Consider the following 16,410-nt stretch of genomic DNA (forward strand, 5'->3'; position numbering starts at 1 on the left):
GGTGTGCGTGGCCGGCGGGGCGGACGGCATCCGCATCGCCAAGTGCGAGAGCGCCCAGGACGTAAAGACCGTGGAGGCCGCCGTAACTGCCGCCGAGGAGGAGTTCGGCGTGGAGCAGGGCCGCACCCTCCTCATGACCGCCCTGGAGAGTCCCAGGGGGATTCTCAATGCCTACGAGATCTGCGCCGCCTCGGAGCGGATGTTCGGCGTGGCCATCTCCGGGGGCGATCTGCGCAAGTGCCTCCAGACCAGCCCCCAGCGGGACGGGGTGGACATGCTGTGGGCCCGGGGGCAGGTGATCCTGGCCGCCCGTGCCGCGGGCATTCAGTGCTTTGACACAGTGTTCACCGACCTGGACGACCAGGAGGGCTTTGAGGCGGAGGTCTTGCAGAACAAGGCCATGGGCTTTGATGGCAAGAGCCTCATCAACCCCAAGCAGATCCGCTTCGTCCACCAGGTATTCGCCCCCACGGAGAAGGAGGTGCGCCAGGCGGAGAAGATCCTCCGGGCCTACCGGGAGCAGTCCGCCGCCGGGGTGGGCGTGTTCACCGTGGACGGGAAGATGATCGACATCGCCTTCATTCCCGGGGCGGAGCGCACCCTGAAGCTGGCCCGCGCCTGCGGCATGTACGACGGGGAGGTATGAGACAATGAAGAACGCAGTAGGACGCGAGATCCCGGACTACCTCCTGAAGGACGGCAAGGAGGTCTACCAGGGCAAGAACTACATGGACGGCAAGTACCTCCAGAAGGCCGCCCCCCGCACCCGCCGGTGTGAGAAGCCGGTGGAGACGAAAGTGGTGGGCTCTCTGGCTGAGGCCCTGAAGCAGTGCGGGGCCAGGGACGGCATGACCTTCTCCTTCCACCACCACCTGCGGGACGGGGACTACGTGGTCAACCTGGTGATGGCCGCCGCCATTGAGGAGCTGGGGCTGAAGGATCTGACCATCGCCGCCACCAGCCTGGGCTCCGCCCACGACCCCATCGCGGCGTACATCGAGGAGGGCAAGGTGGTCGGCATCCAGACCTCCGGCATCCGGGGAAAGATGGGCGAGGTGGTCTCCGCCGGCAAGCTGAAGACCCCCGCCATCATCCGCAGCCACGGGGGTCGGCCCCGGGCCATCGAGGGGGGCGAGGTCCACATCGACATCGCCTTCGTGGCCGCCCCCACCAGCGACCAAATGGGCAACTGCCGGGGCGTGGGGGGCAAGAGCGACTGCGGCTCCCTGGGCTACGCCATGACCGACGCCAAGTACGCCGACCATGTGGTGGTGGTCACCGACTGCCTGGTGGACTTCCCCAACTTCCCCGCCTCGGTGGAGGCCATCGATGTGGATGCGGTGGTGGTAGTGGACTCCATCGGCAATCCCAAGAAAATCGCCTCCGCCGCCGCCCGCATCTCCCAGAACCCCCGGGACCTGATGATGGCGGAAAACGTGGCCAAGGTCATCGCCTCCACCCCATACTTCAAGGACGGCTTCTCCTTCCAGACCGGCGTGGGCGGTCCCTCTCTGGCGGCCAACCTGTTTTTGGAGCAGTACATGGATGAGCGGAACATCAAGATGGGCTGGGCCATCGGGGGCATCTGCAAGCCCATGGTGGAGCTGCTCCAGAAGGGCAAGGTGGGCAAGGTCATCGACGTGCAGGACTTCGACCTGGACGCGGTGAACTCCATCCACCGCACCCCCGGCCACTATGAGATGAGCGCCTTCCAGTACGCCAACCCTGCCAACAAGGGGGCCTTCGTGAACAGCCTGGACTTCGTGGTGCTGGCGGCGCTGGAGATCGACACCGGCTTCAACGTGAACGTGCTCACCGGCTCGGACGGTGTGCTGCGGGGCGCCCCCGGCGGCCACCCGGACACCGCCGCGGGCAGCAAGTGCTGCATCATCGTCACCCCCCTGATCCGGGGAAGAATGGCCACCGTGTGCGAACACGTGGTCACCGTCACCACTCCGGGGGACTGCGTGGACGTGCTGGTCACCGACTACGGCATCGCCGTCAACCCCCTGCGCCCGGATTTGATCGAATGTCTGGACAAAGCCGGCATCCCCCACGTGTCCATTGAGAGCCTGAAGGAGAAGGCCTACTCCCTGGTGGGCCGCCCGGACGATCTGCAGTGGGAGGATCAGGTGGTGGCCGTCCTGGAGGCCCGGGACGGCACCATCCTGGACGTGGTCCGGAAAATCAAGCCCTACGACCCGGATAAAGACTAATTCTTCTTCCCATTGTATCCGGTTTGTGATACGATACCAGCAGCGAGAGCCGCCGCAGCCGCGGCGGCTCTCCTCGTTTTTGGAGGTGCCCCATGTCCTACACCCTGTCTGAGATCCGCCCGGACGACCGCCGCAGCATGGCTCAGGTCCGCGCCCTTTTGGAGCAGGAGGGCATCGCCCTGGACGGCAATTTGGACTATACCTGCGGCCTGTTCGACGAGGACGACAACCTGGCCGCCACCGGCAGTTCCTTCGGCTCCACCCTGCGGTGCTTCGCCGTGGACCGCGCCCACCAGGGGGAGGGCCTGCTGAGCCAGATCGTCTCCCATCTGGTGGAACGTCTGACCGGACAGGGGCGCACCCATCTGTTTGTGTACACGAAAGTCAGCACCGCCAAATTCTTTCAGGACCTGGGGTTCTATGAGATCGCCCGGGTGGAAAACACCCTCTCCTTTTTAGAGAACCGGAAAAACGGCTTTGCCCGCTTCTGCGCCCGGCTGTCCCAGAGCCGCACCGAAGAGCCCGCCGCCGCCATTGTCATGAACGCCAACCCCTTCACCCTGGGCCACCTGGCCCTGGCGGAGCGGGCGGCGGCGGAGTTCTCCGCCGTCCACCTGTTCGTGCTGGAAGAGGACGCCAGCCTGGTGCCCTTTGCCGTGCGGTGGAAGCTGGTGACGGAGGGGGTGGCCCACCTGCCCCATGTGGTCTGCCACAAGAGCGGGCCCTACCTCATCAGCTCGGCCACCTTCCCCAGCTACTTCTTGAAGGATGAGGGGGCGGTGATCCAGGGCCACGCCCGTCTGGACCTGGCCCTGTTCGGCCAGATTGCCCAGGCCCTGAACGTTACCGCCCGGTACGCCGGGGAGGAGCCCAGCAGCCAGGTCACCGGCCTGTACAATCAGGTGATGGCCCGGGAGCTGCCCAAGGAGGGCATCCGGTTCATCGAAGTGCCCCGGAAAACACTGGAGGAAGTCCCCATCAGCGCCAGCACGGTGCGGAAGCTCATCCACGACGGAAATTTGGGGGCCATCCGTCCACTGGTCCCGGAACCCACTTGGCAGTTCTTCCACACCCCGGAGGCCCGGCTGGTGATCGCCGCCATCCAGGCCGCCGGGAACGTCGTCCACTACTAAGACAAGGAGGTCCCATCTATGGATCGGGAAGTGACTCTGATGGAGATGCTGGAGGCCCGGGAAGTCCGGGCCGGTCGCCAGCGGGAGCTGCTGGAGCGGTATGCCCGCCCGGTGGTCTCCTTTACCCTGAACATCGCAGGCCCTGTCAAAAACGGCCCGGTCATCCGCCGGGCCTTCCGGGAGGGGCTCCTCCGACTGGAGGACGCCCTGGCTGCCCGTGGGCTGTGCCCCCTCCACCAGGAGGAGGTGGACCGGCCCACCGGGTGTGAGGCCCTTTGGGCTGTGGACGGCCCCGCCCGGACCGTCAAGGAGCTGTGCGCCGGGATCGAGGATCGGGACCCCCTGGGCCGTCTGTTCGACCTGGACGTGCTGGACCCGGAGGGGGGCAAGTGGGACCGGGAGGCCCTGGGGCTCCCGCCCCGGCCCTGCCTGGTGTGTGGGAAGGCAGGCAAGGGCTGCGCTTCCCGACGGCTCCACCCGGTGGAGGAGATACAGGGGAAAACCCAGGCCATCTTGCGGGACTTTTTTGCGGAAAAGGACCGGAAGCTCCTGGCCGCCCAGGGGGCCAGGTCCCTGCTGTACGAGGTGTGCACCACCCCCAAGCCGGGGCTGGTGGACCGGCACAACAACGGCAGCCACAAAGACATGGATGTATTTACCTTTCTGGACAGCACCGCCGCCCTCCTGCCCTACCTGGAACGGGCCGCAGCCATCGGCCAGGAGACCGCCCACATGATGCCGGAGGAGACCTTTGAGCGTCTCAGGGAGGCGGGCTTGGGGGCAGAGCGGACCATGCTTCGGGCCACCGGCGGGGTGAACACCCACAAGGGGGCCATCTTCTCTCTGGGATGCGTCCTGGGGGCCTGCGGGCGGCTGTGGACCCCGGAGGGACCCTGCCGGGAGCCGGAGGAGATTTTGGCGGAGTGCGGGCACATGTCCGCCCCGGCGGCGGAGGGCTTCTTTGCCGCCCTCACCCGAGAAAACGCCCGTACCGCCGGGGAGCGGCTGTATGTAGAGACCGGAGAGCGGGGCGTGCGGGGGGAGGCGGCCGGCGGCTTCCCCGCCGTTCTGAAAATCGGCCTGCCCGCCCTGCGCGCCGCCTTGGATCAGGGGGCCGGCCTGGAGGAGGCGGGGACGGCCGCCCTTCTGGCCCTGACCGCCGGCACGGCGGACACCAACTTGTTTGCACGGGGCGGCATGGAGGGGCAGCGGTGGGCCGTCCGGCAGGCCGGGGCCCTGCTGGAGGGCGGCCCCCGCCCCGATCCGGAGGCCGTGCGGGCGCTGGACCAGGCCATGATCCAGAGAAACCTCTCTCCCGGCGGCTGCGCCGACCTGCTGGCCATCACCTATTTTCTCTATTTTATGCAGGGAAAATGAATTTCTCTTAAAGGTTTATGCGATATGATGTCAAGTTTTGGAAACTGATTTTTGTTTTTAGCGCCGCAATTCTTCATCTGCCTGATGCCATAGAAGAGATTTCGCACTGTCTCGTAACCGGTCGGCCGCAGATTCAAATCCTCCTCCCACAACCAGAAGACCCTTGAAGCTCAACTGAACCGGACCAGTAAACACGGACAATAGACAAAGTCCCCTCTGATGTAGGAAAATAAGACTACATCAGGGGGGATTCTATATGGCAAGAAGGTATCAAAAATGCTGAAGCTCTTGCCCGAAATCAAGCGGATGCTGAAGAGGGGGATGAGCCATGGGGAAGTTGCGGAAAGGCTGGGGCTGAAGGGTGACAGGCCAATCCATGATTTGCTGAAGCGAGAGCGAAAGAAAGCAATGCAAGTCACACCCAAACAGAGAGGGCGAAAACCCGCCAGGACTCTGCAGGAATACAAGTATGAAACCAAGCGCCTGAAAATAGAGAATGTACTACTGCGGGATTTTATTACGCTCATGGGAGGAAGTGAGGCCGAAGGTCAAGTATCAAGTAATTTATCGTCATCAGAGCGCATATCCGGTATCCGTCATGTGCACATTCTTTGGGGTATCCAGGAGCGGTTATTATGATTATGTGAAACGAATGAATCGGCCCGAGAAGGACGCGCCGCTGGCTACTCTGCTTCGGAAACAACAGGAGCATTGCGTCCAAACCTATGGCTACCGCCGGATGCACCTGTGGTTAGAACGGCAAGGCATTCACCATAACCGAAAACTGTCCTTAGGGTCATGAAAAAATACGGTCTTTTATCTGAAATTCGGGGAGAGCGGAAATAGAAGAACCTGGGGCAGCAAGTACATAAATATCAAAATTTACTCAACAGGGAGTCCCAGGCAGACAGGCCCAACAGCAAATGGGTAACAGATATTTCTTATATCCAAACGAAGCAAGGTGTGCTGTATCTGTCCATGATCCGTGACCTCTACGATAACAGTATCGTGGCCTACAAGACCGGAACACAGCAGGCGGTGAATCTGGTGCTGGACACCATTCGTTTCGCCATGAGGAAAGAGAAAAAGAGGGTCGCTGCGGAGTTGCAGCTCCACAGCGACCAAGGCTTTCAATACACATCTCAAGCATATTTCCAGCTGACTAAACAATACGGCATGACGCCTTCCATGTCAAGACGGGGAAACCCGTATGACAATGCCATGGCCGAAAATTTCTTCTCCATCCTTAAAACAGAGTGTATTTACAGACATAAGCCGGCTACTTTCTCTGAGGCCAACGAGATGATTGACCGATATATCCACTTTTACAATCACGAGCGTATCCAGCTTAAAACTGGAGAGGCGCCGCTGACGCGACGCCTCTCCTACTAAAACTCAATATTTCCTACCAGGGGCTTTTTTGTACTGTCCGTATAATCTGGGGCTGTTCACAACCGCTTCAAGGGGGTTATTTTTCTTGCCCTGCCTGAAATAAGGCTTTTCAATTCCTCTGAAAAACGCTCTGCCATTTGCTCATGGACTCCAACTCCAGAGTGACAGTAGGTATCAACAGTAAAGTTGTAGCCGCTATGTCTGAGCCAAGTCTGAATGTCTTTTGGCGTATATCCCAAGTACAGCATTATGGTAACACAGCTGTGCTTTAAATCGTGGAACCTAACTTGAGACACTCCCGCCCGTTTCAGCCCCCTGCGGAGCATGCGTAGAACACTGTTCAGAGACATTGGACCGCCTGCGGAACCGGGGAATACCCAGTTTTTCTGCTGCGTTAAAACGTCTACCGTATCCTTTGTCAGAAGCAGAGTGCGGTAGGCGTTTTTCGTTTTCAGGGGAGCTTCCACCACCTCTCCATTGATTCTCGCTATTTGCCGTTTAACTCGGAGGTCGCCCCATTCTAAATCAAGGTCTTCCCACTTGGGCCCCAGGGACTCCCTCTGCCGCAGACCGGTGGCCATCTGTCCGTGGAACTTTTTTAGCCGCCTTGGACACGCCGTAGATCCTCCCAATCTTCTCCATGGTCAGGCTCCTGCCATATTGGAGTTCTACAAGATTCCAGCCCTGGTCTCCCAAACCATCGACGGCTTTCCGCAGAGTTTCAAGCTGGAGGTTCCGGAATACAGCATCCTCCGCAGGATGCCTGACGCACTCCGAACCGAACAGCACCGTTTCAAACGCACTTTTACTCAGATGCCCTTGGTCCCGTTTCTCCTGCGCCTGTTCCCGTTTCCCATCCTGCTCCAGAAAGTCCGCGGCCTCCTTTGGCACTGATACTTGCCGGCCCCTCTATAAAGAATACCGCCAGTGTCGTTCATTTACATTCTTGCCGTTTTCCACGGAAAGGCGCACACCCGCGCTGCCGGCACAGCGCCAAATACTGAAGACCTTCATGGAATTCCCTTCGTTCAGGGTGCTTGCGGCACCCTACGAGACCCATGAATATCTGAGGTCCCACCGGGGTGTGGATCTCACCGGAAAGCCGCAAGTTTTCGGCTTTCGCCTGATTCTAATGTGGAACAACCGTTTGGTCTCACCCAATGCATCTGAAAAAACGGCCAGGGTGAAGGGGCACTCCACTCTGGCCGTTTCAGATCATTCATTCGTACAACTCACAAAACCGCATCAGCACCGTCGCCGCCTGTGCGCGTGTGGTCTCGCCCTGGGGGGTGAGGGTGCTGCCGTCGCCGGTGCTGCTGATGATCCCCGCGCCGCAGGCCCACTGGAGGGCGGAGACGGCGTACCCGGACACATCGAAGGCGTCGGCATAGCTGAGAATGTTGGTGTCCTCTCCGATGGACACGTCGTAACCCTGGTGCTGGGCGCAGCGGTGGAGCATCACAGCCAGCTGCTCTCGGGTGATGGGATCGTCAGGGCCAAACACCCCGCCGCCGGTGCCGCCGGCGATCCCTTCACTGACGGCCCAGCGGATGGCCTCTGCGTAGTAGGCCGCCGGGTCCACATCGTCAAAGTCCATCAGGCAGTTGACCACCGGGCTGCCGGAGAGCCGCCACAGGATGGTGACGATCTGCCCCCGGGTGGTGGTGCCCTCCGGGCTGAAGGCGGAGCCGCTGGTGCCCGCCATCAGGCCCTCGCCGTAGACGTACTGGATGGCGTCATAGGCCCAGTAGCTCTCTGGCACGTCGGCGAAGGGCATTCCCCGGGAGATCTGCCGGAAGGTGACGGCAATGGTCACCCGGCCCCGGGGCTGTTCAAAGGTGTAGGTGCCGTCCCGGTGTTCCGTCACGTCCACGTGGTCCCCATCCCGGCCGGTGACGGAGACCTGCTTCGCCTCATATTCCTCGTCGGGGGTGACGGTGAGGGTGACCTCCTACCCCGCCTCCGGGGTGCGGGGGTTCACCTTCACCGTGCCGCCGTTCCCCATGTCCAGGGACGGGGCGTAGGTGGGCTCGCTGTCACCGGAGTTGGAGTGGGGCCGGGCTGTCACGGTGCAGGAGGCGGTTTAGCCGCCGTCCGCCGTGGTGACGGTGATGGTGGCGGTGCCCTTGGCAACAGCGGTGACGCGGCCGTTTGCGTCCACCGCGGCGACGGTAGTATGATCACTGCTCCACGTCACAGCTCTGTTGCCGGCACCCTCCGGCAGCACTGTGGCGGTGAGGGTCTCGGTACCGCCGACGGTAAGGGTCGTGCTGGTCTTGTTCAGCATCACGTCGGTGACTTCGTAGATCACGACGGTGCCCGTCACGGTGCCGCCGCTGATGGTGATGCCCCCCCTGCGCCGCCGGAGCCGCCGCCGATGCCCGCGCCGTTCTCGCCGCCGGTGGCCGTGACCTTACCTCCGTTGATGGTGATGGTGCCGCCTTTTTCGCCGGAGCCGCCGATGCTGGCATCGTTCATGCTGCCTGTGGCCTCCAGCACGCCCATCTCCGCCCCGGTGGACTGGGCATAGATGGTCAAGCTGTTGCCTTCGGCGACTTGGATGCCCTGGCTGGCGGTCAGCTTGCACCCGTCGGCGAGGATGAGGTGCACCTCGCCGGTGACGGTGACGCGCTGGCCGATGGTTACGTTGCCCTCTGCAACATACCAGTGCGCAGCACTGTCGTTTTGGCCCCAGTACATGAGCGTTTCTGTTACCAGCTCGGCGCTGGTGCAGGTCTGCATGGTGCCGTCCTCGTCAAGATACGTTACGCCGCTTGCCGCAACCGTGACGGGCAGCAGCCCCAGACACAGGCACAGGGCCAGGCACAGGCTCCAGATCCATCTTTTCATGCAAGGTACCTCCTGTTCTTTGACCAGGTCTGGTTGTCGTATGGGGGACCCATACGACACAATTCTCGCTTTTGGGCCCCCAAAGTGTTCCTTTTCCTGTCAGAAATAGGAGTACATCGAATAATCGTTTTGAACTTTTCTCGCCAAAAACAATGCATTATACAAAACAGGCGCACCTTTTCCATGAAAACCATCAGAAAAGGTGCGTCAAAAATTTTGCGAGAAACGCATTGCGCCATCGCGAAACATGCGGGTGTTTCACGGCAGCATATATTCCATCAGCTCACGCCGGTTTTTCACCTGTAATTTCTTTTTGATCTGGGCCTAGTGCCGCCGTACGGTGGAGGCAGATACCCCCATGTGGGCGGCGATCGTCCTCGGCCGTCCAGTCTTGGGCCACCAGCATGGCAACGGCAAACTCCGTGGTGGTCAGGTTGTCCGCCACCTGCTGGCCGGTGTCCGGGTTGTGGATGTCCCGCCACCCCTTGGAGAAATGATTGGTGATGTCGATCATGCGCCTGAAGTCATCCGGCCACCGGGGCTTGATGACCGCCCCCAGCATGGCGCCCAGCAGGCCGTGGTGTTCGCCAAAGCCCTCCAGCAGATCGTCTGGCCGGGCAATTTCCCAGGCTGCCAGCAGGTGTTCCTGGGCGAGATCCGTCTTTTTCAGCCGCATGTAGTCCATAACGGCAATCAGGTGCAGATAGATGGCGGGGATGGGGTAGGACGCCGCTCCCATGGACAGCGTGGCCTCCGCAGCGCCGATGCTCTGGGTGAAGTTTTTCTTCAGATGTAAATGATGGTCCTGGACATACAGGGCAAAGGCCCGCAGGCCGGGGGCAGCAGGGGCAGGAACTCCTTGACGGAGGGCAGAGACCTGGGCAGGGGAAGATGGAGCAGCACGGCAGAGGTGGCCGCCATAAACGCCCCCGCCGCCCGCAGGTGTGGGGCCGTCTCCGCGCCCGCAGACAAAAATTCCTGCATCTCGTTCAGGGCGAACCGGGCGTACTGGATCTGTTTGAGGGAGAGACTGGCATAGGCATAGATCAGGCAGGCGGACAGCCGCGCTCCCAGGTCCGGGCTGGTGATGTGGGCCCCCGCCGCCCGCGCCGCTTTGTCCGGCTGGCCGGTAAAATAGTAATACTCCGCCCAGGCGATGTCCCGCCGGGGTCCGGCCTCCATGGCCCGTACCGCGGCCACGCACGTTCCCGGCTGGAAGGGGGTGTTCATCAGGGGCATGAGGTTGGTGTGGTCCAGAACACCGGCGACCGCGGTCTCCTCTTGCTTTTGGGCAGGTTGGGCGCCCCGGGGCTTTGCCGCGTCGGCGGGGATGGCCCAGGACTTCCCGAACTTCTGCGCGCCGGGAATGTGACCGGCAGCGCAGTGGTGCTGCACCATCCGTGGGGAAAGGTCCCATTTTCTCGCGGTCTCCAACACGGCGAGGTATTCCATGGCAGTGCCTCCAGCGTGTTTTTTCACTCCCTATTATATTGTTTTGGCGCGGGGACGCAAGGGGCGGGTGAGCGGATCAGGGGACCGTGGGGAGATAGGCACACGGGGCTTATTTTGTTTACAGCTCCCTCTAATTCTTGAGCCGTGGACGGCGGAGTCCCCTCGCCTTGCATTACCCTCTCTCCGGCAAAACGGATACGCAGAGACGTAAAGATGCTCCCCGCCCCAGCCGGGAAACCGTCTCCGGCAAAGGACAGGGAGCGTTTTGACCACATTTTCAGCCGCAGAGCGGTGTGGAACACGTGAAAACAGCGAGGTTAAAAGAGTGTTAGAAATCAAACGAAACGAAGATAACACAAAACAAGCAAAAAAATACGCAAAAATCTTTTGGCATTTTATTGTTTTATCCCCGCATTTTTTGACAGGGCGCATGAGGGGAATTTTCTGTTTGTTTATGCGTATCACTTTCTGAATCGTTCGGTTAAAAATTTCCCCAGCACTTGGTCTTTTCAGTGTGCTGGGGAAATTCGTTCAGTTCATTTTCTGTCCTTCCTCGTGATCGTCCGCTTTATGCCCTATGGCGATCTTCTTTGCCTGTTCTTTCGCTAGTGTTTTTCTTCCTCCATGACTGTGCCGAGTTATTGCCTCTATCACCGTATTGTTCCGATGCTGTTCCAATCTGGCCAGTAGGCAGAGGATGTCTTCATCCACATCAGCAGACTGTAGATCAAGATGCTGATCACCACGGTCGCCGCTTGCTGAACTTCAAGGACTTGGTGCTGACCCTGCCAAGCATCTGGTAATTTCTTCGCTTTCCACCTGATTTTTGGCTTAATACTGCGGTTTTTCCGCACATCAGATTCTAATTTTATCCTCATGCATGACGCACGAAAAGTAGTTTTTGCTCCTTATATGTGCCTTGCGTATCGCTGCCCAGGGCGACGCAGGACAACAGCAGGGAAAGGAACCTGGTTGCTGTTCTCGTCATCACCTCAATTTTTGAAACAAGCGAATTACATAAATCAGCCGGATAGTTTGTATACTATTCGGCTGATTTTTATTAGGCACCTAAACGGCTAATTTGTTCTATCCATTCCCGAAAATGAGGACATTCGGCAAGAATTTTATCTATTCCCATATCCTTAGAAATTAAAGTTCCATTTTTTATTTTCGCATAATTGGGAATTAATTTTTCCAGGCGCTTAGAAGGTGCCGTTTCAGGCGAGTTGTTTATGTGTTCAGGGGTGGGATAACTTTCTCGAATCTCTCGTATTTTGTTGACCACATCGGTTTCCGCAATAAGTTCAAAAGATTCTGGATTAGAAAAAAGAATGCCCTCAAACTCATGTAACATAAAGTGAAACATACAATTTACTTGACCAATATCTCTGTTGACTGCTGCTTCTATTTTACCTATACGCTCATAGATATCCGGATCGTGTAAACCTATTTCTGGAGTGTTTTCAGGCATGGCATAATAATCAAACATAGTAGTAACGTGCTCATTTGGGTGACTTTTGCATAGCATAGTCAACTCTCGTTTGATTTTGTTGTAATCACTTACGCCGCCTTTATATTTCTTGGATACCGTACGTTTTGTTGTGCACACAATAGGATATACTGCGATACCGATATTAAAAAAATAAGGATAGAGGATCTCGTTGATAAAAGACTCTTCAGTCGGGCCTTCACAATAGATATATACATTTTTCATTTTGAGAGTCTACCTCCCAAAATATTCTTTTTCCAGAGATCGCCCAAAGCGTAGTCCTCTTCCAACCAGACCTCCAGTTCGTCTTCGTTCAATCGCTTAAACTCCGAACCATCTTCACCTCGATCAACAACAATAACATCTTCAACATCAAATTCATTGAGCATCTCTACAGATTGGGTAGAAATTATAATTTGCTTTTCGTCGGATAACTGTCTAACCATTTCTGCAAAAATTGTTATTGCATAAGGATGTAGACCAAGTTCAGGTTCATCAACAATAATTGTTGCAGGTTGCAATTCATGCGGTTGTAGTAAGAGTGTAGCGAGGCAAATAAAGCGTAGCGTACCATCCGATAACTGCGAAGCATTAAAAACGTCCTCACAGCCCTTTTGTTGCCACTTTAGTACTATTTGTTCTTCATTTCCCTCCTGCGGTTCCAATACAAAATCTGCAAAGTATGGAGCAATTAATTGAATAGTGCGGACAATTTCTTCGTAGCTTTTTTCATAATTGCTTTTTAGGCGGAACAGAAAAGCTGCCAAGTTCCCCGCGTCATTCATCAAAACTTTGTTGTTGGAAATATTGTGCTCTTGTTTTACTTTTGCACTACGTCCAGTGTCATGGAAATGATAAACTCTCCAGTTCTGCTTCTCCAGAATGGGTATTACATATTCATCGATCTTATTATGAGCCCCCGTTTGCCATTGAGATTCGATCGATCCTCTGGAGACATTACTCTCGTTTTCCCACAGTCCATGATACCCAAAATACTCTTTGCGAAATATTAGTCTGTTATCGTCGGTTGGAATAAGTACAAAACCGTAGGAATTATTTCCGAAATAAACTTCAAAATCTATTTCATCGGTTACCTTTCTGCCATTGTAAAAAAGTGAATTCATTCCACTTTGGGCCACAAAGACTTGAAGATTTTGCGACAAAATATTTTGCAGCAAAGTAAACGCAGAAATGAAATTAGACTTTCCAGCTCCATTACTACCAATTAAAACGTTGATCTTCCTGAATTTAATATCACACCGTTTAATAGACTTAAATCCAGATATAGTCATCCGGCTTAGCTGATCTGTTGATAGTGCCATTTAAGCACCTCCTTCAAATGCATTTGCTTCAAGTAATCCAAATTTTAAATACAGCTCTGGTTCATAATCGTTGCTTGCTGTCGCCATTTTCTTTTGCTTTATTATACCAGATGTACCCGAATCCTCAACTCCTATTATGTCGTTCGGGAAAACTTTTGTCACAAGGACTTTCACACTTATGCCCTCAAATTCTTATACACATCCTCCAAGAACACTTGCATCAGTTCCCGCTTCTTTTCGTCGTTATCAAGCAGAAGGGCAAAGAAGTCCTGGTTTTGCTCATACCCGGCAATCAGAGCATCCTGTACAGCGTCAAAATAGGCAAAGCGGAAATCTTTGAGCGAGTTATTCCGTGCACTGTCCCTCAGATGTCCATTCTTCAGCAAAATGTCCCTCATTTGCAGAGCGGACTTGGAGGCCACGTCAACATCAAAGTTCTTGTTATACGCTGCATTGATCTCGTCGATGATCTCGGACAGCTTCTTTTTCACGGCTTCATCCATGAAGACTTCATTGGGTGTCGGAAGGCTGACCTCCGGCTTGGATTCAATCTCGTGTGTGTTTTCCCCGGTCTTTTTCTGACGGAAGTTCGAGGCCGTGATTTTGTCCGCAATATCAAAATCATTTCCACCGCTGCCCACTTCGATCTCTTTAACTAGGTATGAAAGGAAATTGTACTTCTTGTGCAGATCCACGCTTTCAAAACAGGTTGCCTGAATCAGGAAACTGTAAAAACGCAAGAAACGCTTGATCGTTGCACGAATTTCCAGTTTTTCCAGTTCCGGGTGGCGATTGATGATTTGCAGGGATTTATCCAGCAACGCCCACATCCGAGCCTTTTCTTTGGAGGTTCGTTTATCCTGATACAGGTATCCGTTAAATTCCTCAATATCGTCAATATCCAGGAAATTATACTGATCCACCTGAGCTTCCACCGTTCGGATGTCAGAAGGGGTAATCGTCTCGTTCAGAATTGTCTCAGTATAGAATGGGGCAAAGGACGCTTGAATATCCTCATATTCATTTTTAAAATCCAGTACAAAGGTTTTCTTATCATAGGGCGCACAAATACGGTTCAAGCGAGAAAGGGTCTGCACAGCATTAACTCCCCGCAGACGCTTATCCACATACATGGCGCAGAGCTTTGGCTGGTCAAAGCCGGTTTGATACTTATTCGCCACCAACAGCACCTGATAGCTGTTGCTGTCAAACACTTCCGGCAAATCCTCTTCCTTAATGCCGTTCATCACCGCTTCGGTGTATTCGTGGCTGTCCAGAGAGACCTTGCCCGAAAACGCAACCAATGCCCGAATACCCGTATACCCATGCTTAGAAATATAGGTTTCAAACTCGTTCCGGTATTTGACTGCTGCCTGCCGTGACGAAGTAATGACCATGGCTTTTGCTTTGCCACCCAATTCCTGCATGATTCTGTTTTTGAAGTGCTCAATAATGATCTCCACTTTCTGAGCAATGTTGGTATCATGCAGTTCAATATACTTAGCAATCTTACGCTTTGCGGCAATCGTCTCTAATTCTGGATCGTCCTCAATAGCCTTATTAATTTCAAAATAAGTCTTATAGGTCACATAATTTTGCAGCACATCCAGAATGAAGCCTTCCTCAATCGCTTGCTTCATGGAATACAGGTCAAAGGCAACCTTTTTTCCCTCTTCATTCAGGCAGCCGAACAGCTGCAAAGTGGTCGGCTTCGGGGTTGCTGTAAAGGCAATCATGGAAACATTGGGCTGCTTTCCGCTACGGGCAATTTCGTCCTCGATGATATCGCCCATGGATTTTTCTTCTTCCGACACATCAACAGGGGTAGCCTCGCTCAGTTTGCGGCTCTCTGAAAGAGCATACGTCACCGCTTCCATGGCAGTTCCGGCGGTAGAGGAATGGGCCTCGTCGATGATTACAGCAAAAGTCTTGCTTTTCAGCTCCTGGACCAATTCCTGAATGTACATGAACTTGTGGATGGTAGTCACGATGATTTTTGTATTGCCATTGAGGGCATCTGCCAAGTCTTTGGACGTGCATTTTTCGTCCATGACCTTGATCAGACCAGCCTTGTGCTCCAGTGACAGTACGGCATTCTGAAGCTGTCGGTCTACCACGATACGGTCAGTGATAATGCAGACCGTATCAAAAATGACTTTGTTTTCCCTGTCGTGCAAGGAGGCAAGACGGTGGGCCAACCATGCAATGGTATTGGTTTTGCCGCTGCCCGCCGAGTGCTCAATGAGATAGTTTTTCTCGCTGTGATGTTCTACTACATCTGCCACCAGCTTGCGCACGGCATTGAACTGATGATAACGGGGGAAAATCAGCGTTTCCTTGGTGACACGCTTTCCGGTATCCGGGTCTTTCTTGGTCTCCTTTTGCAGGAATATGATTTTATCAATCAGATATAGCACCGTATCTTTTTTGAGGATATCTTCCCACATATAAGAAACATTGATGCCGTTTTCGTTGTGGGGGTTGCCCTTGCCAGAGTGAATCCCAACGCCGCAGCCTTTGTTGAACGGCAGAAAGAAGGAAGATTTTCCTTTCAGATTGGTGCACATATACACTTCGTTCAAGTCCATGGCGAAGTGAGCCAGGCAGCCCGCCTTGAATTTCAGCAGTCGGGTCTTATAATCTCGCTCAAACTTATACTGACGGATCGCATCCTCATAGTTCTGTCCACTGGTGTTGCATTTCAGCTCAAAAGTAAAAATAGCAATGCCATTGAGGAAAATCACAAGATCAATGCGTTCGCCCTCTTTGTGCCAGACTTCCTCCATCACCGAGAGTACATTCTGCTGATACAGCGCCTCCGCTTTTTGGTTGAAGGTAGTGGCAGGTTTGCGGTACATGAGGGTCAGGGATACACCGTTATCAAACTCCACACCGTGCTTCAGCACATCCAGCAGGCTGCGGCTTTTCTTGTTGACCTCATTATTGATGTAGTTGAGGATGGTCTGGCGGGTCTTGCCGCCATAGAGCTTTTCCAACCGTGCCAATGCATCCGGCTGGGTGGCTTGCAAAAAGGAGAACAGTAGCTCAACATCCATGCCGTAGCCGGGATCATACGTAGTCGAGGGGCGCACCTGATAGCCATTTTCCTCCCGCAGCATTTCGAGAATATAAGTTTGGTAGTCAGTTTTTTCTTTTAATTGTCCACTTCTAATTGCCAC

Annotated in this window: 16 protein-coding genes; 6 read left to right on the top strand and 10 right to left on the bottom strand. The window is 55.2% G+C overall.

Features of this window, described 5'->3' with window-relative positions; genetic code table 11:
* The 6 genes from H6B31_RS04615 to H6B31_RS04640 all read left to right on the top strand — a co-directional run.
* Positions 1 to 646: HpcH/HpaI aldolase/citrate lyase family protein (locus H6B31_RS04615; RefSeq protein ID WP_204897426.1), on the top strand; the 646-nt coding region annotated here is incomplete at its 5' end.
* Between the two features lie 4 nt (positions 647 to 650).
* Positions 651 to 2,216: a citrate lyase subunit alpha gene (gene citF / locus H6B31_RS04620; protein WP_204897427.1), complete on the top strand. Its 1,566-nt coding sequence runs from the start codon at positions 651 to 653 to the stop codon at positions 2,214 to 2,216.
* Positions 2,217 to 2,308: 92 nt separating this feature from the next.
* The gene (citC, locus tag H6B31_RS04625) at positions 2,309 to 3,349 is read left to right on the top strand and encodes a [citrate (pro-3S)-lyase] ligase (protein WP_204897428.1); all 1,041 of its coding nucleotides are present in this window, start codon (positions 2,309 to 2,311) and stop codon (positions 3,347 to 3,349) included.
* A gap of 18 nt (positions 3,350 to 3,367) precedes the next feature.
* The gene (citX, locus tag H6B31_RS04630) at positions 3,368 to 4,726 is read left to right on the top strand and encodes a citrate lyase holo-[acyl-carrier protein] synthase (RefSeq protein WP_204897429.1); all 1,359 of its coding nucleotides are present in this window, start codon (positions 3,368 to 3,370) and stop codon (positions 4,724 to 4,726) included.
* 276 nt (positions 4,727 to 5,002) lie between these two features.
* Positions 5,003 to 5,365 carry a hypothetical protein gene (locus tag H6B31_RS04635; protein ID WP_204897430.1) on the top strand — a complete coding sequence of 121 codons (363 nt, stop codon included), beginning with the start codon at positions 5,003 to 5,005 and terminating at the stop codon, positions 5,363 to 5,365.
* Between the two features lie 213 nt (positions 5,366 to 5,578).
* Positions 5,579 to 6,118, top strand: a complete 540-nt coding sequence (locus H6B31_RS04640; protein ID WP_204897489.1) for an IS3 family transposase — start codon at positions 5,579 to 5,581, stop codon at positions 6,116 to 6,118.
* A gap of 56 nt (positions 6,119 to 6,174) precedes the next feature.
* Here H6B31_RS04640 and H6B31_RS04645 read toward each other — a convergent pair whose 3' ends face one another.
* The 10 genes from H6B31_RS04645 to H6B31_RS04690 all read right to left on the bottom strand — a co-directional run bounded on the left by H6B31_RS04645 (position 6,175) and on the right by H6B31_RS04690 (position 16,410).
* Positions 6,175 to 6,699, bottom strand: coding sequence for a site-specific integrase (locus H6B31_RS04645; protein ID WP_204897431.1), 525 nt, complete (start codon positions 6,697 to 6,699; stop codon positions 6,175 to 6,177).
* Between the two features lie 638 nt (positions 6,700 to 7,337).
* On the bottom strand, positions 7,338 to 7,991 hold the full coding sequence (locus tag H6B31_RS04650) for an S-layer homology domain-containing protein (RefSeq protein ID WP_204897432.1): 654 nt from the start codon (positions 7,989 to 7,991) through the stop codon (positions 7,338 to 7,340).
* Between the two features lie 210 nt (positions 7,992 to 8,201).
* Positions 8,202 to 8,444 (bottom strand): Ig-like domain-containing protein, encoded by a 243-nt coding sequence (locus H6B31_RS04655; protein ID WP_204897433.1) that lies wholly within the window; start codon positions 8,442 to 8,444, stop codon positions 8,202 to 8,204.
* Positions 8,441 to 8,968, bottom strand: a complete 528-nt coding sequence (locus tag H6B31_RS17485; protein WP_204897434.1) for a hypothetical protein — start codon at positions 8,966 to 8,968, stop codon at positions 8,441 to 8,443. The genes H6B31_RS04655 and H6B31_RS17485 overlap by 4 nt, the downstream gene beginning before the upstream one ends.
* Before the next feature lie 283 nt (positions 8,969 to 9,251).
* Positions 9,252 to 9,707 carry a hypothetical protein gene (locus H6B31_RS04665; RefSeq protein ID WP_204897435.1) on the bottom strand — a complete coding sequence of 152 codons (456 nt, stop codon included), beginning with the start codon at positions 9,705 to 9,707 and terminating at the stop codon, positions 9,252 to 9,254.
* Between the two features lie 47 nt (positions 9,708 to 9,754).
* On the bottom strand, positions 9,755 to 10,420 hold the full coding sequence (locus tag H6B31_RS04670; RefSeq protein ID WP_204897494.1) for a hypothetical protein: 666 nt from the start codon (positions 10,418 to 10,420) through the stop codon (positions 9,755 to 9,757).
* 1,060 nt (positions 10,421 to 11,480) lie between these two features.
* Positions 11,481 to 12,134 (bottom strand): DUF4276 family protein, encoded by a 654-nt coding sequence (locus H6B31_RS04675; protein ID WP_204897436.1) that lies wholly within the window; start codon positions 12,132 to 12,134, stop codon positions 11,481 to 11,483.
* Entirely contained in the window at positions 12,131 to 13,231 is a 1,101-nt protein-coding gene (locus H6B31_RS04680) for an AAA family ATPase (RefSeq protein ID WP_204897437.1), read from the bottom strand. The genes H6B31_RS04675 and H6B31_RS04680 overlap by 4 nt, the downstream gene beginning before the upstream one ends.
* Positions 13,232 to 13,405 (bottom strand): hypothetical protein, encoded by a 174-nt coding sequence (locus H6B31_RS04685; protein WP_204897438.1) that lies wholly within the window; start codon positions 13,403 to 13,405, stop codon positions 13,232 to 13,234.
* Positions 13,406 to 13,407: 2 nt separating this feature from the next.
* Complete coding sequence (locus H6B31_RS04690; protein ID WP_204897439.1) at positions 13,408 to 16,410, bottom strand: DEAD/DEAH box helicase family protein; 3,003 nt, start codon at positions 16,408 to 16,410, stop codon at positions 13,408 to 13,410.

The sequence above is a fragment of the Pseudoflavonifractor capillosus genome (assembly GCF_016899775.1).
GTDB lineage: Bacteria > Bacillota > Clostridia > Oscillospirales > Oscillospiraceae > Lawsonibacter.

What these genes read in the sequence shown, in the direction of transcription:
- H6B31_RS04675 (WP_204897436.1), bottom strand. Translation starts at nt 12,134, where the DNA reads ATGAAAAATGTATATATCTATTGTGAAGGCCCGACTGAAGAGTCTTTT.
- H6B31_RS04670 (WP_204897494.1), bottom strand. Translation starts at nt 10,420, where the DNA reads ATGGAATACCTCGCCGTGTTGGAGACCGCGAGAAAATGGGACCTTTCC.
- H6B31_RS17485 (WP_204897434.1), bottom strand. Translation starts at nt 8,968, where the DNA reads ATGAAAAGATGGATCTGGAGCCTGTGCCTGGCCCTGTGCCTGTGTCTG.
- citX (WP_204897429.1), top strand. Translation starts at nt 3,368, where the DNA reads ATGGATCGGGAAGTGACTCTGATGGAGATGCTGGAGGCCCGGGAAGTC.
- citF (WP_204897427.1), top strand. Translation starts at nt 651, where the DNA reads ATGAAGAACGCAGTAGGACGCGAGATCCCGGACTACCTCCTGAAGGAC.
- H6B31_RS04680 (WP_204897437.1), bottom strand. Translation starts at nt 13,231, where the DNA reads ATGGCACTATCAACAGATCAGCTAAGCCGGATGACTATATCTGGATTT.
- H6B31_RS04645 (WP_204897431.1), bottom strand. Translation starts at nt 6,699, where the DNA reads ATGGCCACCGGTCTGCGGCAGAGGGAGTCCCTGGGGCCCAAGTGGGAA.
- H6B31_RS04665 (WP_204897435.1), bottom strand. Translation starts at nt 9,707, where the DNA reads ATGGGAGCGGCGTCCTACCCCATCCCCGCCATCTATCTGCACCTGATT.
- citC (WP_204897428.1), top strand. Translation starts at nt 2,309, where the DNA reads ATGTCCTACACCCTGTCTGAGATCCGCCCGGACGACCGCCGCAGCATG.
- H6B31_RS04635 (WP_204897430.1), top strand. Translation starts at nt 5,003, where the DNA reads ATGCTGAAGCTCTTGCCCGAAATCAAGCGGATGCTGAAGAGGGGGATG.